Below are 17,374 nucleotides of genomic sequence, written 5' to 3'. Positions count from 1 at the left end.
GCAATCGGCGGGCGCGGCGCTTTGGCCCGCATCATCCATCACATTCGAAAGACCAATTCATGACTGATTTTGACGCCATCGTCCCGGCGATCGCTGAGGCCTTGCGCAAGCGCGGGTACGAGACCCTCACCCCCGTGCAGCAGGCGATGATCGACCCTGACCTTCAAGGTCGCGATGCGCTCGTCTCAGCCCAGACCGGCTCCGGCAAGACCGTAGCCTTCGGCCTTGCCATGGCCCCGACGCTGCTGCCGGAAGGCGGTCGCTTCGAGCGCGCCGGCGCACCGCTGGCGCTGGCAATTGCACCGACACGTGAACTTGCCATGCAGGTCATGCGCGAACTGGAATGGCTCTATGCCGAGACCGGCGCGATCATCGGCTCCTGCGTCGGCGGCATGGACATCCGCAACGAGCGCCGTGCGCTGGAGCGTGGCGCCCATATCATCGTCGGCACCCCGGGCCGTCTGCGTGACCACATCACCCGCCGCGCGCTCGACCTGTCGCAGATGCGCGTCGTCGTGCTCGACGAAGCCGACGAAATGCTCGACCTCGGCTTCCGCGAAGACCTCGAATTCATCCTCGAAGAATCGCCGGAAGACCGTCGCACACTGATGTTCTCGGCAACCGTGCCGCGTTCGATCGCCGACCTTGCCAAGAGCTACCAGCGCGACGCACGCCGCATCGAGACTGTGTCCGAGCAGAAGCAGCACGTCGACATCGAATACCGCGCGCTTGCCGTCGCGAACCCCGACCGCGAGAACGCGATCATCAACGTGCTTCGCTACTACGAAGCCCGCAATGCGATCGTGTTCTGCTCGACCCGCGCTGCGGTCAACCACCTGACATCCCGCCTGCACAATCGCGGCTTCTCGGTCGTCGCCCTCTCCGGCGAACTGTCGCAGAACGAACGCACCCACGCGCTGCAGGCCATGCGCGACGGCCGCGCCCGGGTTTGCATCGCCACGGACGTTGCCGCCCGCGGCATCGACCTTCCCGGTCTTGAGCTGGTCATCCATGCGGATCTTCCGACCAATTCCGAAACCCTGCTGCACCGTTCGGGCCGCACGGGCCGCGCCGGTAACAAGGGTGTCTCGGCACTGATCGTTCCGAACAGCGCCCGCCGCAAGGCCGAGCGCCTGCTGGGCGGCGCCAATGTCCGCCCGACCTGGGCGCTGCCGCCCTCTGCCGACGAAGTTCAGGCCCGCGACGACGAACGCCTGATGGGCGATCCCTCGCTGACCGAAGTGATCACAGAAGACGAAGCGCCGATGATCGCATCGCTGATCGCGACTCACGGCGCCGAACAGGTGGCCGCCGCCTTCCTGCGCCTGCAGCGTGGCAAGCGCTCGGCACCCGAAGACCTGATCCCCGTCAGCCTGGAAGCCGGCAAGGCCCGCAAGGAGCCTGACTACGCCAACCCTTCCAATTCCGCGACAAAGCCGCGCGGCGATTTTGGCGCCAGCGTATGGTTCTCCGTCTCCGTCGGTCGCCGTCAGAACGCCGAGCCCCGCTGGCTGATCCCGATGCTCTGCCGCAACGGCAACATCACCAAGAATGAGATCGGCGCCATCAAGATGCAGCCGGAGGAAACCTTCGTCGAGATCGCCGCAAGCGCTCTCGACACCTTCCTCGGCGCGCTCGGCCCCAACAAGGCCATGGAACGCGGCATCACGCTCGCCCAGCTGCCGGGCATGCCGGACTTCGGCGCACCGCCGAAGGAACGTGCACCCCGCCCGCCGCGCGAAGAAGGCGATCGCAAGCCTTACGGCGAAAAGAAAGCCTATGGTGACAAGAAGCCTTTCGGGGAAAAGAAGCCCTTTGGCGATAAGAAGCCGTTCGGCGACAAGAAGCCCTATGCCCGCAAGGACGATGCGCCCGCCCGTCCGCGCGATGCCATGGCCGTAACGGATGCCGACGTCTGGGGCGACGCGCCCAAGCCGAAACGCACCGACTGGAGCGACGACAAGCCGGCTTTCAAGAAGAAGCCAAAGGCCGCTTCCAACGCCTGGGACAAGCCGGCCAAGCCCGACTGGTCCGGCAAGCCGAATGGTGACAAGCCAGCCTTCGCCGGCAAGCCGAAGGGCAAGTTCGAAGACCGCGGCGCAGCCGCTGGTCCGAAGAAGAAAACCTTCAAGCCGAAGGGCTGATTGCGCCGCACGCGCAGTAGACTTCCCTCTCAGGTGAGAGGCATTGTGGCGGCCATTGGCCGCCACCTTCTGCCCCGGCAGATGGAACAACCATCGTCTGTTGCGCATTCCCTGCGCGGCAAGGGACGGTGGAACAATGACAGCAATCGACAATGACCATGACGATCCGGCCCGGGTGAACCGGTTTCTGGTCGGCCTGGCGCGCGGTATCGCAGGCGCCCTGCTCTTCTCCATTCCGATGCTGATGACCATGGAGATGTGGTTTCTCGGCTTCTACATGGATCGCGAGCGACTGTTGATCCTGCTCGTCGTCAACCTCCCCCTCCTCCTGCTTCTCTCCCATCGCATTGGCTTCGAACGCACGGCAACCTGGCGCGAGTCGGCCCGGGATGCGATCGTCGCCTATGGCATGGGCGTGGCTGCCAGCGCGCTGATACTGTTTCTCTTCGGCGTGATCACGATCGACATGTCACCGCAGGAATGGGTCGGCATGGTGGCGGTCCAGGCAGTGCCGGCAAGCATCGGTGCACTGCTCGGCCGCAGCCAGCTCAGCATGAAAGACGACGAAGACACGGACGAGGAGGAAGACGAACCGGCTGTCTCCAGCGAGAGCGGCTATGTGATCGAACTCTTCATGATGGCGATCGGCGCCCTGTTCCTATCGCTCAATCTGGCGCCCACGGAGGAAATGATCCTGCTCGCCTACAAGATGACCGTGTGGCACGCTTTGGCCTTGATGCTCCTCTCCATCCTCCTGATGCATGGCTTCGTCTACGCCCTTGCCTTTCGCGGCGGACACCATCTGGACGCCGATACGCCCGTCTGGCACGCCTTCATCCGCTTCACGATCCCCGGTTACGTCATCGCCCTCGCCGTCAGCCTCTACGCCCTCTGGACCTTCGGCCGGCTGGACGACATCGCCGCAGCGGAAGCCGTCCTGACCATCATCGTCCTCGGTTTTCCGGCTGCCATTGGCGCAGCCGCAGCCCGTCTCGTCCTGTGAGGTATCCATTGGTGACCCGTTCCACGCACAGCCAAAACGCCGCCAAGCTTCGCCCGCACTGGATCGAATGGCTGACCGGCGTCATTGCAACCCTGATGGTGCTGGCAATCATCGTCTGGACCCTGTTTGAAGCCGCAACCACCACCGATCGCCCGCCGGAACTGTCGACCCATATACTGGCCGTCGAGTCCGTCGCCTCGGGATGGCGCGTGATGATCGAGGTCCGCAACGAAGGCGATCAGGCCGCAGCAGCCGTCGAGGTGAAGGCTGCCCTTCTCGACGGGACAACCGCTGTCGAAGAAGCCCAGACGACCTTCGACTACGTGGCCGCAGGATCAAGCTCGCGTGGCGGACTGATCTTCGCCCAAGATCCAGCGGGTTTCAGACTGGAAGTTGCGCCTTCAGGCTTCACCGAACCGTGATCGTACCGCTTCGACACAGGATCAATTGCAATCCTGAGTTACAAATTCATTCAAACTTAATTTTTAAGGGACTAAGACTAATAGAAATGCAAATGAGCGCTTTACTGCTCAGGTTGCATTCGTCACCTTGACGTAAATCGGCCGCGGGGCACGGGGCCATACATATTCATGACAGCAGTCGGCATAGTCTTCCATGCTGCGCTACAATTTGTCGTTTCAAGTCTTATTGTGTGGTCAAAACTGATGTTGAAGAAACAGATCGAGGCGTGGGTTATCCGCGATATTGGACTGACAGAGTTCGATAACTGGGACACTGTGCTCCGTTTCGCCACTCGACTGTCAATCCGCAACTCCATCATTGCCTGCGTCATGGTCGCCGGGCTGCTGATCGTCCTGCACGCCTTCGATGTTCTTCTCAATCCCCTTGTTCGTGACATCGCGATAGGCTGCGGCATCGCGGTCATCGTCGCCTTTGTACTGACGATGCTGTGCTGCCTCTACATGGGCTACGCTGTCATTCACCTCGCCCGCACGCGGCTAGAGTTCCGCCAGATGAGCCGGACCGACATGCTGTCGGGGCTGCTGAACCGCCGGGCCTTCATCGAGGACCTCTCGCAGGTCGAACGTGGCTACCTGCTCATTCTCGATATCGATCGCTTCAAGCAGATCAACGACCGTTACGGCCATCTGGCCGGAGATGACGTCATCGTCTCCGTCGCAAACACGCTGACCGAGATCGTCGGGCCGACCAACCTCGTAGCCCGCATCGGAGGCGAGGAATTCGCCATTCTCTTCCAGGATGCGGAGTTTGCCGAAGTGGTCGCCATGACGGAACGCCTGCGCCGTTCGATCGCCAATCGGCTGATCGATGCCTTCCACCAGACGATCGCCGTCACCGTATCCGGCGGCCTCGCCGACATCACGCCCCTGCGGGATTTCTCCGCGGTCTACGCCGCTGCCGACCGCGCGCTTTATGCGGCCAAAACCTCAGGACGCAATCGTATCGTGCTGGAGCGGGACATGTCGCGCAGCCCGCAAGCGGATACACCAAGCCTCACGCTGACGGACGCGGCCATCAGCGCGGCTTGATCTCAGCCCCCGATCAGGGCCAACCACTCGTCTTCCGTCATGACTTCGACACCGAGCTCACGCGCCTTGTCGAGCTTGGAGCCTGCGCCGGGGCCGGCCACGACGTAATCGGTTTTCTTCGATACGGACCCGGCGACCTTCGCGCCCAGGCCCTCGGCCCGTGCCTTGGCCTCATCGCGCGTGAAGCGTTCGAGGGAACCGGTGAAGACAACCGTTTTGCCAGCAACGGGACTATCGCTGACAACGGCCGCCTCCGCATCGAGAGGCGTGACTTCGCTCAGGAGACGCTGAACGACCTCAAGATTGCGCGGCTCCTTGAAAAACTCGACGATCGAAGCGGCGACGACCTCGCCGATCCCATCAATGCTGTTCAATTCGTTCCAGGCGTCGCCAAACTTTGGTCCAGCCGCCTGCATGGCCTCCGCAAAGGCCGCGTAGCTGCCATAGGAGCGCGCTAGGAGCTTCGCCGTGGTCTCGCCGACATGACGGATGCCGAGCGCGAAGATGAAGCGGTTGAGCGCGATCTCGCGCCGTGCATCGATCGCCTCGAAGAGCTTGCGCACACTGACCCGACCGAAGCCTTCTATATTCTCGAGCTTGGTCAGCGACTGGTCCTGGCGCGCCTTCATGGTGAAGATGTCAGGCGCCGTTCGGATCATCAGCGCCGGATCCTCGCTTTCGAAGAAGAAGTCGACCTGCTTGGTGCCGAGCCCTTCGATATCGAAGGCGTTGCGCGAAACGAAATGCTTGATGTGCTCGACGGCCTGGGCCCGGCAGACGAAGCCGCCGGTGCAACGGGTGACGGAATCGAGCTTGCCCGTCTTCTCGTTCTTCTCGCGCACCGCATGGCTGCCACAGACCGGGCAGGTCTTCGGAAACACGTAAGGCGTCTGACCTGCTTCACGCTTTTCCAGAACCACGTCGAGGACCTGCGGAATGACGTCGCCGGCCCGCTGGACGATCACGGTGTCGCCGATGCGGATGTCATGTTCTTCCGGCCGGATTCGATCGCCGGAATTGCCGATGCCCTTGATATAATCCTCGTTGTGCAGCGTCGCGTTGGTGACCACCACGCCGCCGACCGTGATCGGTGTCAGCCGCGCAACGGGCGTGAGTGCACCGGTCCGACCGACCTGGATGTCGATTGCCTCGACCGTCGTGAAAGCCTGCTCGGCCGGAAACTTGTGAGCGGTCGCCCAGCGCGGCGAACGAGACCGGAAGCCCAGGCGCGCCTGCAGGTCGAGACGGTCCACCTTGTAGACGACACCATCGATGTCATAGTCCAGATCAGGCCGCTGCAGCCCGATATCGCTGTAGTGAGCGATAATATCGGCAACGGAACTCAACCGCCGCGTCAGCGGATTGATCGGGAAGCCCCAGCGCCCAAAGACCTGCACCATGTCCCATTGCGTCTCGGCCGGCATCTCGCTCATCTCACCCCAGGCATAGGCAAAGAAGCGCAGCTTGCGGTTCGCCGTCACCTTCGGATCGAGCTGGCGCAGCGAGCCGGAAGCCGTGTTGCGCGGATTGACATAGGTCTGCTTGCCCTCGGCCTCCATCTGCGCATTGAGCGCCAGGAAGTCGGATTTCGCCATATAGACTTCACCGCGCACCTCGACGATATCGGGCGCATCGGCGGGAAGCTCGGTCGGGATTTCCTTGATCGTCAGGATGTTCGCCGTCACGTTTTCGCCGGTCGTGCCATCGCCCCGGGTAGCAGCCGTCACCAGCTTGCGGTTCTCGTAGCGCAGCGACATCGAGAGACCGTCGATCTTCGGCTCGGCGGTGAAGGCGATCGAATTGTCCGGCATCTGCCCGAGGAAGCGATAGACCGACGAGACAAAGTCCTGCACGTCCTCATCGGAAAACGTGTTATCGAGAGACAGCATCGGCCGCGCATGCACGACCTGGGCAAAGATGCCGGCAGGGGCAGCCCCCACCCGTTGCGAGGGGCTGTCGGTGCGCACCAGCTGCGGAAACTGCGCCTCGATCGCATCATTGCGCCGCTTCAGCGCGTCGTAATCCGCGTCCGAGATCTCGGGCTTGTCCTTGCCATGATAAAGCGCGTCGTGATGGGCGATCTCGTCCGCCAGACGCTGCAGCTCGGCCTTCGCCTGCTCCTCGGTCAGGGTTTCGACGGGAATGGTGTCAACGGCCATGGCAACCTCCGGAAATCTCCAGTCGGGTTTAGCGGAAAATCGGCGAATGAAAAGGCCCGGACCTCAGTCCTCCACCTTGCTGAGATCAAGCCGCGCCGTGAGCGGCAGATGGTCTGACGCAAGCCTAGCAAGCGGCGTGTCATGCACAGTCAGATCGGCGATCAACCCGGCCCGGTTTGCCATGATCCGATCGAGTGAGAGCACCGGCAAACGCGCGGGAAAGCTGGGGATCGCTGGCGGCAATGGCCCGAACACCGGCTCCAGCCGCGTGAGCGCCGACCCTGGCCCGAGCCGCCATTCGTTGAAGTCGCCCATCAAGAGCGTCGGGCGCTCATCGCGGCTCTGCAGCAGATCGAGGATAACGTCAGCCTGCTGGCGCCTTGCCCAGCGCAACAGCCCGAGATGGGCAGCGATGACCCGCAGTCCAGCCTTTCCCTCAAGGTCGATCTCGGCCACCAGCGCGCCCCGAGGCTCAAGCCCGGGCAGAGCCACCTGATGCACATCCCGGACGATCCCCTCGCGAAATAACAAGACATTGCCGCGCCAGCCATGCGACTTCGGACCGGCAACCACAGGGACCGGAAGCAATCCGGTTTCGAGCCGCAGCCGGTTGAGATCGAGCAGACCGGAGCGCTCGCCGAAGCGCTGATCCGCCTCTTGCAAGGCAATTACATCGGGGCGAATTTCGTGGATGACATCGATGATCCGCTCCGGATCGAAGCGCCCGTCGGTCCCCACACATTTGTGGACATTGTAGGAGGCGACCGTCATGACACCGTCAGGCGTATCCGAGACCTGCCGCTCGCCCGGACGCCATTTGCGATTGCGCAGCGAGGTCACCATCGTGCGGGCGAGGCTGGGCTTGGTTTTCTTCATCACACCAGGGGCATCCGTCGTCTCTCGAGGCATTGACCGCTCATGGCCATCACAGCCATGAGCAGCTGCGCTATGTCAAAGATAGGGCGATCCGAGCCAGAACAAACGGTCGATCATCCGGTTCGGCAGAGAACGCGCTCGCAGGCCTTCAAGCGTGACCTGTTCTGCCGTTGCCAGTCTCTCGTCGATCCCGTCTTCAATTTGCTCGGCAAGAACTCGGTCATAGACTTCGAGATCGATCTCGAAATTCAGTCGCAGCGAACGCGAATCGAGATTGGACGATCCGATGAAACACCACTGCCGGTCTATGACCATCAGCTTCGAATGATCGAAATGGCCGCTCGACAGATGGACACGGCAGCCATCACGCAGGATCTGGTCGAACTGACCCATCATCGCCCGTGCGACGATCGCGAGATTGTTCTGCGACGGCACGATCACATCGACCTGCACGCCGCGGCGTGCAGCCGTGTTCAACGCGGCTATAAAGGTCGTATCCGGCAGGAAATAGGGCGAGACGATCCGGATCGACCGTTCGGCGACGGAAAATGCACCGAGCAGAAGCCGGTGATTCGTCTCGATATGGGTATCCGGCCCTGAGACCACTGCCCGGATCGCGGTCCCTGCCCCAGGCAGCGCATCGTCGAGCCGCACGCGCCATTCCGGCCCAAGCAGCACCTCGCCGGTCTCGAAGTGCCAGTCCTCGGCAGCAACCGCGAGGATGTCAGCCACCACAGGTCCGGTCACGCGAAAATGGGTGTCGCGCGCGCTATCCGCCCCGACAAAGCCCGCGCGGATATTCATGCCCCCGACAAAGGCAGTCTCACCGTCCACCACCAGAATTTTCCGGTGTGTGCGCAGATTGGCATAAGGGAGCCGCAGCCCCATGATGACCTGCCCGTTGAAAACAGCAACCGGAACGCCACCCTCTTCGAGATAGCCAATGATGCTGGGAACGCTGTAGCGTGCGCCGACGGCATCGACGATGACGCGAACGGCGACACCGCGCTTGTGCGCGGCGATCAGGCAGTCGGCCACGCGCCGGCCGACGACATCGCGATCGAAGATATAGGTTTCGAGGATGATGCTGAACTGTGCGGCCTCGATTGCCTCGCACATCGCATCGAAGGTCTCCTCGCCGGTCGTCAGCATGGTGATGAGGTTGCCCGATGACAGCGGATGGCGGCTGACCTTGTCGCCGAGCAACTTCATCTGCCCGAAGCGGGGTCCGAACTGTGTGGCGACCGTCTCGCGGCTGATGGCGTAGAGAGACAGACTGCGCCAGATCTCGTCGAGTTCGAGCGCACGTCGGGAGATAAGCGTCGCGCGGCGGATTCGGTTGATGCCGGCGACCGCATAAATCATGGCGCCTACGAGCGGCGAGAGGATGATCACCCCCACCCAGCCGAGCGCCGAGCGAACCTCGCGTTTGGTCATCGCCGCATGGGTCGCAGCGACCGTGCCGAACACGACAGAGAGCACGGCAAGGGTCTCGGCCCAGTAGATCTGGATCACTTCAAGCATGGCAGATCAGCGAAACAGGTTTTGGTAAGGAGCGCAACGGACAGCGTGCGGATGGAGATCACTCCCCGGCCGCCAGGAGCTTTGCAGCGGCCGCACGCGCTTCGTCGGTTACGGATGCACCAGCCAGCATGCGGGCGATCTCTTCCTTGCGATGCTCCGGCTCCATGATGGCCACCCGCGTGGCAATCTTGTCACCCGCATCTCCGGTCGGCCCCTTGGAGATCAGGAAATGAGTCGAGGCCCGTGCCGCGACCTGCGGCGCATGGGTGACGGACAGCACCTGCACCTTGGCAGAAAGACGCTTTAGCCGCTGACCAATAGCATCGGCAACCGCGCCACCGACGCCGGTGTCGATTTCGTCGAAGACGAGGGTTGGTGCAGATCCACGATCGGCAAGTGCCACCTTGAGCGCCAGCAGGAAACGCGAGAGTTCACCGCCCGAGGCAACCTTCATGATCGGTCCGGGACGCGTTCCGGGGTTCGTCTGCACATGGAATTCGACCGTGTCTATCCCGTCGGCCGTGGCATTGTCAGGCTCGGCCGCCACTTCCACCATGAAGCGGGCACGCTCGAGCTTCAGCGCCGGCAATTCCTGCATGACCGCGTCCGCCAGGGCCTGGGCGGCATTCTGGCGCTTTGCCGAAAGCTGCTGCGCCAGGTGATCGTAATGCGTTTTTGTCTCGTGGACTGCGGCTTCGAGCTGGCCGAGGCGCTCTTCCCCGGCATCGAGGTCGGCGAGATCCGCGACCATCTTTTCCGCAAGCGCCGGAAGGTCAGCAACCGCGACGGAATACTTGCGCCCGGCGGCCCTCAGCGCGAAGAGCCGCTCTTCAACGCGCTCCAGTTCACGCGGATCGAATTCCGTGCGGCGCAGCGCCGCCTCGACTTCCATCTGGGCGGCGGACAGCGTGTCCAGTGCCGTGCCAAGCAGTTGCACGGTCTCTTCGAGCAGTCCCGGAGCTTCCTGGCTCTTGCGCTCCAGTCGGCGCATCAGCGACGCGATATGTGGCACTGGCGACGCATTGCCATTCAGGAATTCAGAGGCCTCGGCGATATCGCCCGCGATCCGCTCGGATTTCTGCATGGCAGAGCGCCGCTCGGCAAGATCGTCCTCTTCGCCATCGAGAGGTGACAGCGTTTCGAGCTCCTCGACGGAGGCGCGCAGATAATCAGCCTCGCGCGCGGCAGCCTCGACCTTCGCCTTGTGGGTCTTGAACGAACGCTCGGCATCACGCCAGCGGCGATAGCTTTCGCCGAGATTGACGGCTTCATCGGTGAGCCCCGCAAAGGCGTCGAGCAACATCCGGTGGGCATTGGTATCGATCAGCGCCCGATCATCGTGCTGGCCATGGATTTCGACCAGCAATTGTCCGACCTGGCGCATCAACTGCACGCTGACGGGCTGGTCGTTGATATAGGCACGGGTGCGGCCGTCGGCAGACTGAACGCGGCGGAAGATCAGGTCGCCATCGTCGTCAACGCCATTGCCCTTCAGCAGCGTTCTGGCGGCATGGCTATTGCCGACATCAAAGACTGCCGTCACCTGCCCCTTGTCTTCGCCGTGGCGCACGAGAGAACCATCGCCACGCCCACCGAGCGCGAGCGAAAGACTATCAAGCAGAATGGATTTGCCCGCACCCGTTTCACCGGTCAGCACGGAAAGGCCGGTCTCGAACGCAAGATCCAGCCGCTCGATCAGAACGATATCTCGGATCGACAGCTGGACCAGCATGGGCTCAGATTCTCACTTCGTCAAAAGAGACCGTCAGGTCCCGATCAGGAGCCTGCGACCGGCGCGGGTGATCCACGATCCGGTGTTTTCGCGCGGCTCTACCCCGCCCCGCTGCAGCAGCGCGTAACTATCGGCATACCACTGGCTGTCCGGATAGTTATGACCGAGAACGGCTGCGGCTGCCTGTGCCTCGGAGACGACGCCCATAGCGAAATAGGCCTCGACCAGACGCGCGAGCGCCTCTTCGATCTGGTTGGTGTTCGGATACTGCTCGACCACGACGCGGAAGCGCGACACGGCGGCGAGGTATTCCTTACGCTCCAGATAGTAACGACCGACCTGCATTTCCTTGCCGGCGAGCTGGTCACGCGCAAAACGGATCTTCGCCTGCGCGTCGTCGACATATTCCGAATCAGGGAATTCGTTGACCACGCGTTCCATCGCCTCGATCGTCTTGACCGAGTTGCGCTGATCCTGCGTGACGTTGGAGATCTGCTTCCAATACGACAGGCCGACCAGATACTGCGCATAGGCCGCATCCTCGGACTTCGGATAGAGGCTCATGTAGCGGTTGCCGGTAGAAATCGCGTCGGCATAGCGGCCAAGACGATATTTCGTGAAGGTGCTCATGACGAGCGCCTTGCGCGACCACTCGGAGAAGGGATGCTGCGCATCGACGGCATCGAACTTCCGCGATGCTTCGCCCATATTCCCGGCCTTGATGTTGGCGAGGCCCTGATTGTAGAGCACTTCCGGCGGCTCAGTCTCGGCAGCAAGCTTGCTGATGTCGATATCGGGATCCGATTGGCAACCGGCAAGCACCACGCCGACGGACAACATCACGCTCAGGCCTGCAATACGCGCGGCTTTCTTCACAACGACCGATCCCACTTGATTCATTCGAAAGATCCCGATTGCAGCGCCGCTTGAAAACCGTCGCCTTCAACTGGCGTTTCTAGCCACAAAAGCGGCACTAGGGCAACGCAGTGATGTGACTTTAACGCATTTTTGTGGCGAGACGTCCAGAAAGTGCCGTTCATTCAGCATCTTCTGTCGCCCAGCAAAAACGCCGGCCTCCCTTGAGGAAGCCGGCGCTCGATCTGTAACTTGACCGTTTTCTGCTCAGGCAGACCAGGGTGCGAATTCAGGCACCTGGACCGGAACGAATTCGCGGGCACGAACCTGGTGGCTGCGGCTCGGCGCTTCGACAACCTCATAGGCCGTTGGGTCGCTGAGCAACGCCTTCAATGCATTGGCATTCATCTTGTGGCCACCGCGATAGGAGCGATAGCAGCCGATGAACTGCGCACCGGCAAGCGCGAGGTCGCCAACGGCATCCAGCGTCTTGTGACGGACGAATTCGTCCTTCTCGTAGCGCAGGCCTTCGACATTGATCACGGTGTCATCGTCGGAGATGACGACGGAGTTTTCGAGCGAAGAGCCAAGTGCGAAACCGGCAGCCCAAAGACGCTCGACATCGCGCATGAAGCCAAAGGTGCGGGCGCGCGACAGCTCATTCTTGAAGGTTTCAGCCGTCAGATCGCCTTCCCACTTCTGCCGACCGATCATCTTGCTGTCGAAATCGATTTCGACCTCGAAGCGCGTGCCGTCATAGGGGCGAAATTCAGACCAGGATGCACCCGATTCGATGCGGACCGGCTTGATGACGCGGATATAGCGGCGCTTGACGCCGAGATTGGTGATGCCCACCTGCTCGATGGCATCGATGAAGACTTCGGAGCTGCCATCCATGATCGGCATTTCCGCACCGTCGACTTCGACAATCAGATTGTCGAGGCCCAGCGCATAGATGGCCGCCATGACATGTTCGATGGTCGCAATCGAGCGGGCCGGGTTGGTCCCGAGTACGGTGCAGAGATCAGTATTGCCGACATGCGCCGAGACGGCCCGATATTCGCTCGTGGAACCGTCATCGTGCTGACGTTGGAAAACCACTCCTGTCCCGGCTTCTGCCGGCTGGAAAGTGATCGTAACCTCTCGTCCGGAATGAACCCCAATCCCAGTCAGCGTAAGCGGCGCTGCGATCGTGGTTTGAAATCCGAGCAAAGCAATTGCCATTCCGATAGCCTTAAAGTGAAGCAACGAGGCGGTGGATCTTGAACTTCCCGTCGCAAACGCGTGTCAAAGACTCACATCGAGTCCTCTTTCGATCACATACATACGTGGCCCCGCCCCTCCAGCCAAATCACTGATTCTTTCGCTTTGTAACGAAGCCAGGCCATTGATTAACATCAACAAATCTACGTTCTGGAACAAGCCATGAAACGCAAGAAACCCGAGCCTCTCGGCCCGGGTTTCTTCAATCAATCTGGCCTGGCACTTAGCTCGTCTGGCGACGAAGAAAGGCCGGGATCTCGAGCTGATCATCTTCGCTGGTGGCGCGAGCCGGCGTTGCACGACCGTGGTCGTCCAGCTGGCCGCGACGCGGAGCGTAGAGGCTGGCTTCTGCAGAGAGCGGACGGCGCTGCTGCGAGGCGGCGGCCGGTGCGGAACCGGTCATGTCACCCATAACCTGCTCGTCTTCAGCCTGACGGCCGAGCGAGTTGGTGATGCGCTTCAGGAGGCCCATCGGGCCGCGCTCGTCCTGGGCAGCCGGAGCTGCAGGCTGGGCGCGGTGATCGATTTCGGCGCGAAGCACCGGCGGGAAGTCCTCGACCTTCGGCATGCGGACCGGTTCGGCGGCCATGCGGGGTTCAGCTGCCATCGGTGCCGGTGCAATGGGCGCCTGCATGACGGGGGCAGGCTGCTGCATGACCGGAGCCGGCTGGCTCATGACCGGGGCCGGAGCAACCGGCTGCATCATCTGCGGAGCGGGAGCAGCTTCCGGAGCCGGCGAAGCAAACAGGCGGCTTGCCGGACGGAATTCCTGCTGCGGAGCAGGCTGCGGCTGGCTCAGGGGCTGACGGGCAACGGCGATTTCGAGTTCGCGTTCCATGGCAGCTTCAGCCGAACGAATGGTGTCTGCGACCGGATCCATGGTCGGCTTGGGGGCCTGCGTCATTGCAGGCTGATATGCGGCCGGTGCCGGAGCAACGGCCGCGGAGGAACGCATAGCGGGCTTTGCCAGCGGAGCGGCCTCGAAGCCCTTGGATGCGAGAGCCGCACGGTCGATGCCGGTAGCAACGACGGAGACGCGAATGATGCCTTCGAGCGCTTCGTCGAAGGTAGCGCCGAGGATGATGTTTGCGTCCGGATCGACTTCTTCGCGGATGCGGGTTGCGGCTTCGTCGACTTCGAACAGCGTGAGGTCACGGCCGCCGGTGATCGAGATCAGCAGGCCTTGGGCGCCCTTCATCGAGGTTTCGTCGAGCAGCGGGTTGGCGATGGCAGCTTCGGCAGCCTGCATCGCACGGCCTTCGCCGGATGCTTCGCCGGTGCCCATCATCGCACGGCCCATTTCGCGCATCACGGAGCGAACGTCCGCGAAGTCGAGGTTGATCAGGCCTTCCTTGACCATCAGGTCGGTGATGCAGGCAACGCCCGAATACAGAACCTGGTCAGCCATTGCGAATGCGTCGGCGAAGGTGGTGCGATCGTTGGCGATGCGGAAGAGGTTCTGGTTCGGGATGACGATCAGCGTATCGACCGACTTCTGCAGTTCTTCGATACCGGATTCGGCAAGCCGCATGCGGCGAGCACCTTCGAAGTGGAACGGCTTGGTCACGACGCCGACGGTCAGGATGCCCTTGTTGCGAGCGGCCTGGGCGACGACAGGAGCAGCACCGGTACCGGTACCACCACCCATGCCGGCGGTGACGAAGCACATGTGGGTACCGTTCAGGTGATCGATGATCTCATCGATGCACTCTTCCGCGGCAGCGCGACCGACTTCCGGCTGCGAACCGGCGCCGAGGCCTTCGGTGACGTTGACGCCGAGCTGGATGATGCGCTCGGCCTTGGTCATGGTCAGCGCCTGGGCATCCGTGTTGGCAACGACGAAATCGACGCCTTGCAGACCAGCGGTGATCATGTTGTTGACGGCATTGCCGCCGCCGCCACCGACACCGAAAACGGTGATGCGTGGCTTCAGCTCAGTGATATCTGGCTTCTGCAACTTGATGGTCATGGTACCCGTTCCTTCTTTTTCCGGCCGCATCGCCAAGCCGGCCATGTCATTTCAACAGATTTCCCTTGGCCGAACCTTGCGCCCAGCCGGGTGAACTCAAAAACTCTCTTTCAGCCACTGGCCCATACGGGCGAACCGGCTGTTTCCGTTGCCGAAGGGCGAGAACAACCCGCCCTGCCCGGCATGTGTTTCCTGATCCGCCATCTGCGGATAGATTGTCAGGCCGACGGCCGTCGAAAAGGCCGGTCCCTTGGCCGCTGCCGGCAGACCCGACACACCCATCGGACGACCGATACGCACGTTCCGGGCCAGAATACGGCGGGCCGCTTCCGGCATGCCGGTGAGCTGGCAGGCGCCACCCGTCAAAACGACGCGTTTTCCGACCACCGGCGAGAAGCCCGACTTCTGGATCCGGTCGCGCAGCATCTCGAGGGTTTCCTCGATACGCGCGCTGATGATCCGGGTCAGAAGCGCCTTCGACACCTGGGTCGGCTGGTCGCGATCGTCCTCGCCGATCGGCGGAACGGATACGACTTCGCGATCGTCGGCGCCGTTGGCGACAGCCGAACCGTGAACGACCTTCAGACGTTCTGCATCCTCGATACGGGTGGAAAGCCCGCGCGCCAGATCGGTCGTCACATGGTGACCGCCGATCCCGATGGCGTCCGTATGGATCAGCTTGCCTTCAGCGAAGACAGAGATGGTGGTCATGCCACCGCCCATGTCGATCGCCGCGCAACCCAGCTCCACCTCGTCGTCGACCAGAGCTGCAAGGCCGCTGGCATAAGGCGTGGCAACCACTCCCTCGACGGTCAGATGGGCGCGGTTGATGCAGAGCTCCAGATTGCGAAGCGCTGCCCGTTCGGCCGTGACCACGTGCATGTCGACGCCGAGAACATCGCCATACATTCCAAGGGGATCGCGGATTCCCCGCTCTCCGTCAAGCGAAAAGCCTGTCGGAAGCGAGTGCAGCACGGCGCGGTCATTGCCCTGAGACTGCTGACCAGCAGCGATCAGCACCTTGCGCAGGTCACCGGCCTCAACTTCCTGGCCACCGAGATCGATGGTCGCGGTGTAGACATCAGAACCGATGCGACCGGCAGAGACGTTGACGATCAGGCTTTCGACCGTAAGGCCGGCCATGCGCTCAGCCGCGTCGACGGCAAGGCGCACAACGTTTTCTACTGCGTCGAGATCGGCGATCACGCCGGACTTGATGCCATGCGAACGCTGGTGCCCGAGACCGATCACCTCGACATTATGCGTGCGGCCCGGCAGGACGGCGGATTCGCGGCGCGGCGTCAGGCGAGCGATAATGCAGACGACCTTTGTCGTACCGATATCGAGAACCGAAACGACATGAGCCCGCTTGGAAGACAGCGGCCGGGTGCGCGGAAGGCCGAAGGAGGAGCCGCCAAAGATGCTCATATCTTCTGCTCCAGCTTCTTGAGGGCTTTGCGACGCTCTTCAAGCGCCGCCGTGCGGCGCCCCTGTGCACCGGGCGTGAGGCGCACGGCAACCCGGTCGGGAAGGCGCATATCGATAAGCGCCACATCGCGAGATAGAACCTGCTGCTCGACGTCGAAACGGTTGAGCAGGGCAAGCGCGCCAGCGACGTTCTCTTCCGGCAGGCGCACGACGATACCGTTGTTGAGATGAACATCCCAACGACGACCGCCAACCCGAACGAAAGCCTTCACTCGCGAAGCGATCGACGGCCACTTGGAGAATTCTTCATCGATGGAGGCCGCTGCCGTCTCGGCATCTCGACCTACGAAGAGCGGCAGCGAGGCAAACTTGTTATCGCGCAGCGGCGCAATCACCGAACCCGAACGCTCGATGAGCGAGAGATCGCTGCCATGCTGCCAGATCGCATAGGCCTGGCGCTCGCGCAGCGTTACTTCGACGGTGGACGGATAAACCTTGCGAACCTCAGCCGATTCGACCCAGGGGAGCTCGGACAGCGACTTGCGGGCAGCCGCAATGTCAAGGCCCAGCAGGCTCGTCGAACCGTCAAGGCCGAGCAGCTGCAGGATATCAATTTCGGACGTATGCTGATTGCCGGAGACGCGGACATCCTCGACGGCAAAGCCGGCCTTGGACGTCACCGCCTGCATAACGACAGGACCATGACCACCAACTACGACACCATGCAGCGATACGGCGCCGTAGAAGGCCGCCAGGCTGAACTTGCCGAGATGGCGAGGCAGAACGATGCGCCCCGAGCACAGGCTGATGACGAAACGAACGACGCGACGCAGCGGACGCGGAAGCACCTTGGCCTCCTGGGAGGCGAGCGGCGCAGCCGGATACACTCCGGAAACCTCAGCCATTTTGT

Annotated in this window: 13 protein-coding genes; 4 read left to right on the top strand and 9 right to left on the bottom strand. The window is 62.1% G+C overall.

Annotated elements, in window-relative coordinates:
- Nucleotides 1-59 precede the first annotated feature (59 nt).
- The 4 genes from C0V73_RS21610 (at nucleotide 60) to C0V73_RS21595 (ending at nucleotide 4,658) form a co-directional block, all read left to right on the top strand.
- Nucleotides 60-2,144, top strand: a complete 2,085-nt coding sequence (locus tag C0V73_RS21610) for a DEAD/DEAH box helicase (protein ID WP_102022089.1) — start codon at nucleotides 60-62, stop codon at nucleotides 2,142-2,144.
- A 136-nt stretch (nucleotides 2,145-2,280) separates the two neighbouring features.
- Complete coding sequence (locus tag C0V73_RS21605) at nucleotides 2,281-3,147, top strand: TIGR02587 family membrane protein (protein WP_102022088.1); 867 nt, start codon at nucleotides 2,281-2,283, stop codon at nucleotides 3,145-3,147.
- Between the two features lie 11 nt (nucleotides 3,148-3,158).
- Nucleotides 3,159-3,569, top strand: coding sequence for a hypothetical protein (locus C0V73_RS21600; protein ID WP_143708364.1), 411 nt, complete (start codon nucleotides 3,159-3,161; stop codon nucleotides 3,567-3,569).
- Nucleotides 3,570-3,812: 243 nt separating this feature from the next.
- Nucleotides 3,813-4,658 carry a GGDEF domain-containing protein gene (locus C0V73_RS21595; RefSeq protein WP_172450261.1) on the top strand — a complete coding sequence of 282 codons (846 nt, stop codon included), beginning with the start codon at nucleotides 3,813-3,815 and terminating at the stop codon, nucleotides 4,656-4,658.
- A 2-nt stretch (nucleotides 4,659-4,660) separates the two neighbouring features.
- On the opposite strand, the gene ligA is transcribed toward C0V73_RS21595, so the two are convergent.
- From ligA to C0V73_RS21550, 9 genes are all read right to left on the bottom strand, one after another.
- Nucleotides 4,661-6,817, bottom strand: coding sequence for an NAD-dependent DNA ligase LigA (gene ligA, locus C0V73_RS21590; RefSeq protein ID WP_102022085.1), 2,157 nt, complete (start codon nucleotides 6,815-6,817; stop codon nucleotides 4,661-4,663).
- A 63-nt stretch (nucleotides 6,818-6,880) separates the two neighbouring features.
- The gene (locus tag C0V73_RS21585; protein ID WP_102022084.1) at nucleotides 6,881-7,693 is read right to left on the bottom strand and encodes an endonuclease/exonuclease/phosphatase family protein; all 813 of its coding nucleotides are present in this window, start codon (nucleotides 7,691-7,693) and stop codon (nucleotides 6,881-6,883) included.
- A 75-nt stretch (nucleotides 7,694-7,768) separates the two neighbouring features.
- Nucleotides 7,769-9,217 (bottom strand): phospholipase D-like domain-containing protein, encoded by a 1,449-nt coding sequence (locus C0V73_RS21580; protein ID WP_102022083.1) that lies wholly within the window; start codon nucleotides 9,215-9,217, stop codon nucleotides 7,769-7,771.
- A gap of 58 nt (nucleotides 9,218-9,275) precedes the next feature.
- A complete protein-coding gene (gene recN, locus C0V73_RS21575) occupies nucleotides 9,276-10,949 on the bottom strand; it encodes a DNA repair protein RecN (protein WP_102022082.1) in 1,674 nt (557 codons plus the stop codon).
- A 33-nt stretch (nucleotides 10,950-10,982) separates the two neighbouring features.
- A complete protein-coding gene (locus C0V73_RS21570; protein ID WP_102022081.1) occupies nucleotides 10,983-11,849 on the bottom strand; it encodes an outer membrane protein assembly factor BamD in 867 nt (288 codons plus the stop codon).
- A gap of 222 nt (nucleotides 11,850-12,071) precedes the next feature.
- A complete protein-coding gene (lpxC, locus tag C0V73_RS21565) occupies nucleotides 12,072-13,028 on the bottom strand; it encodes a UDP-3-O-acyl-N-acetylglucosamine deacetylase (protein ID WP_102022080.1) in 957 nt (318 codons plus the stop codon).
- Between the two features lie 262 nt (nucleotides 13,029-13,290).
- Nucleotides 13,291-15,036: a cell division protein FtsZ gene (gene ftsZ / locus C0V73_RS21560; RefSeq protein ID WP_102022143.1), complete on the bottom strand. Its 1,746-nt coding sequence runs from the start codon at nucleotides 15,034-15,036 to the stop codon at nucleotides 13,291-13,293.
- 96 nt (nucleotides 15,037-15,132) lie between these two features.
- Nucleotides 15,133-16,464: a cell division protein FtsA gene (gene ftsA / locus C0V73_RS21555; protein ID WP_102022079.1), complete on the bottom strand. Its 1,332-nt coding sequence runs from the start codon at nucleotides 16,462-16,464 to the stop codon at nucleotides 15,133-15,135.
- Entirely contained in the window at nucleotides 16,461-17,369 is a 909-nt protein-coding gene (locus C0V73_RS21550; protein ID WP_102022078.1) for a cell division protein FtsQ/DivIB, read from the bottom strand. Before C0V73_RS21550 ends, ftsA begins: the two co-directional genes overlap by 4 nt.
- Nucleotides 17,370-17,374 lie beyond the last annotated feature (5 nt).

Source organism: Rhizobium sp. TH135, from assembly GCF_002855515.1.
GTDB lineage: Bacteria > Pseudomonadota > Alphaproteobacteria > Rhizobiales > Rhizobiaceae > Allorhizobium.
Note: the sequence above shows the minus strand (reverse complement) of the source record. Positions and strands in the feature narration are given on the sequence as shown.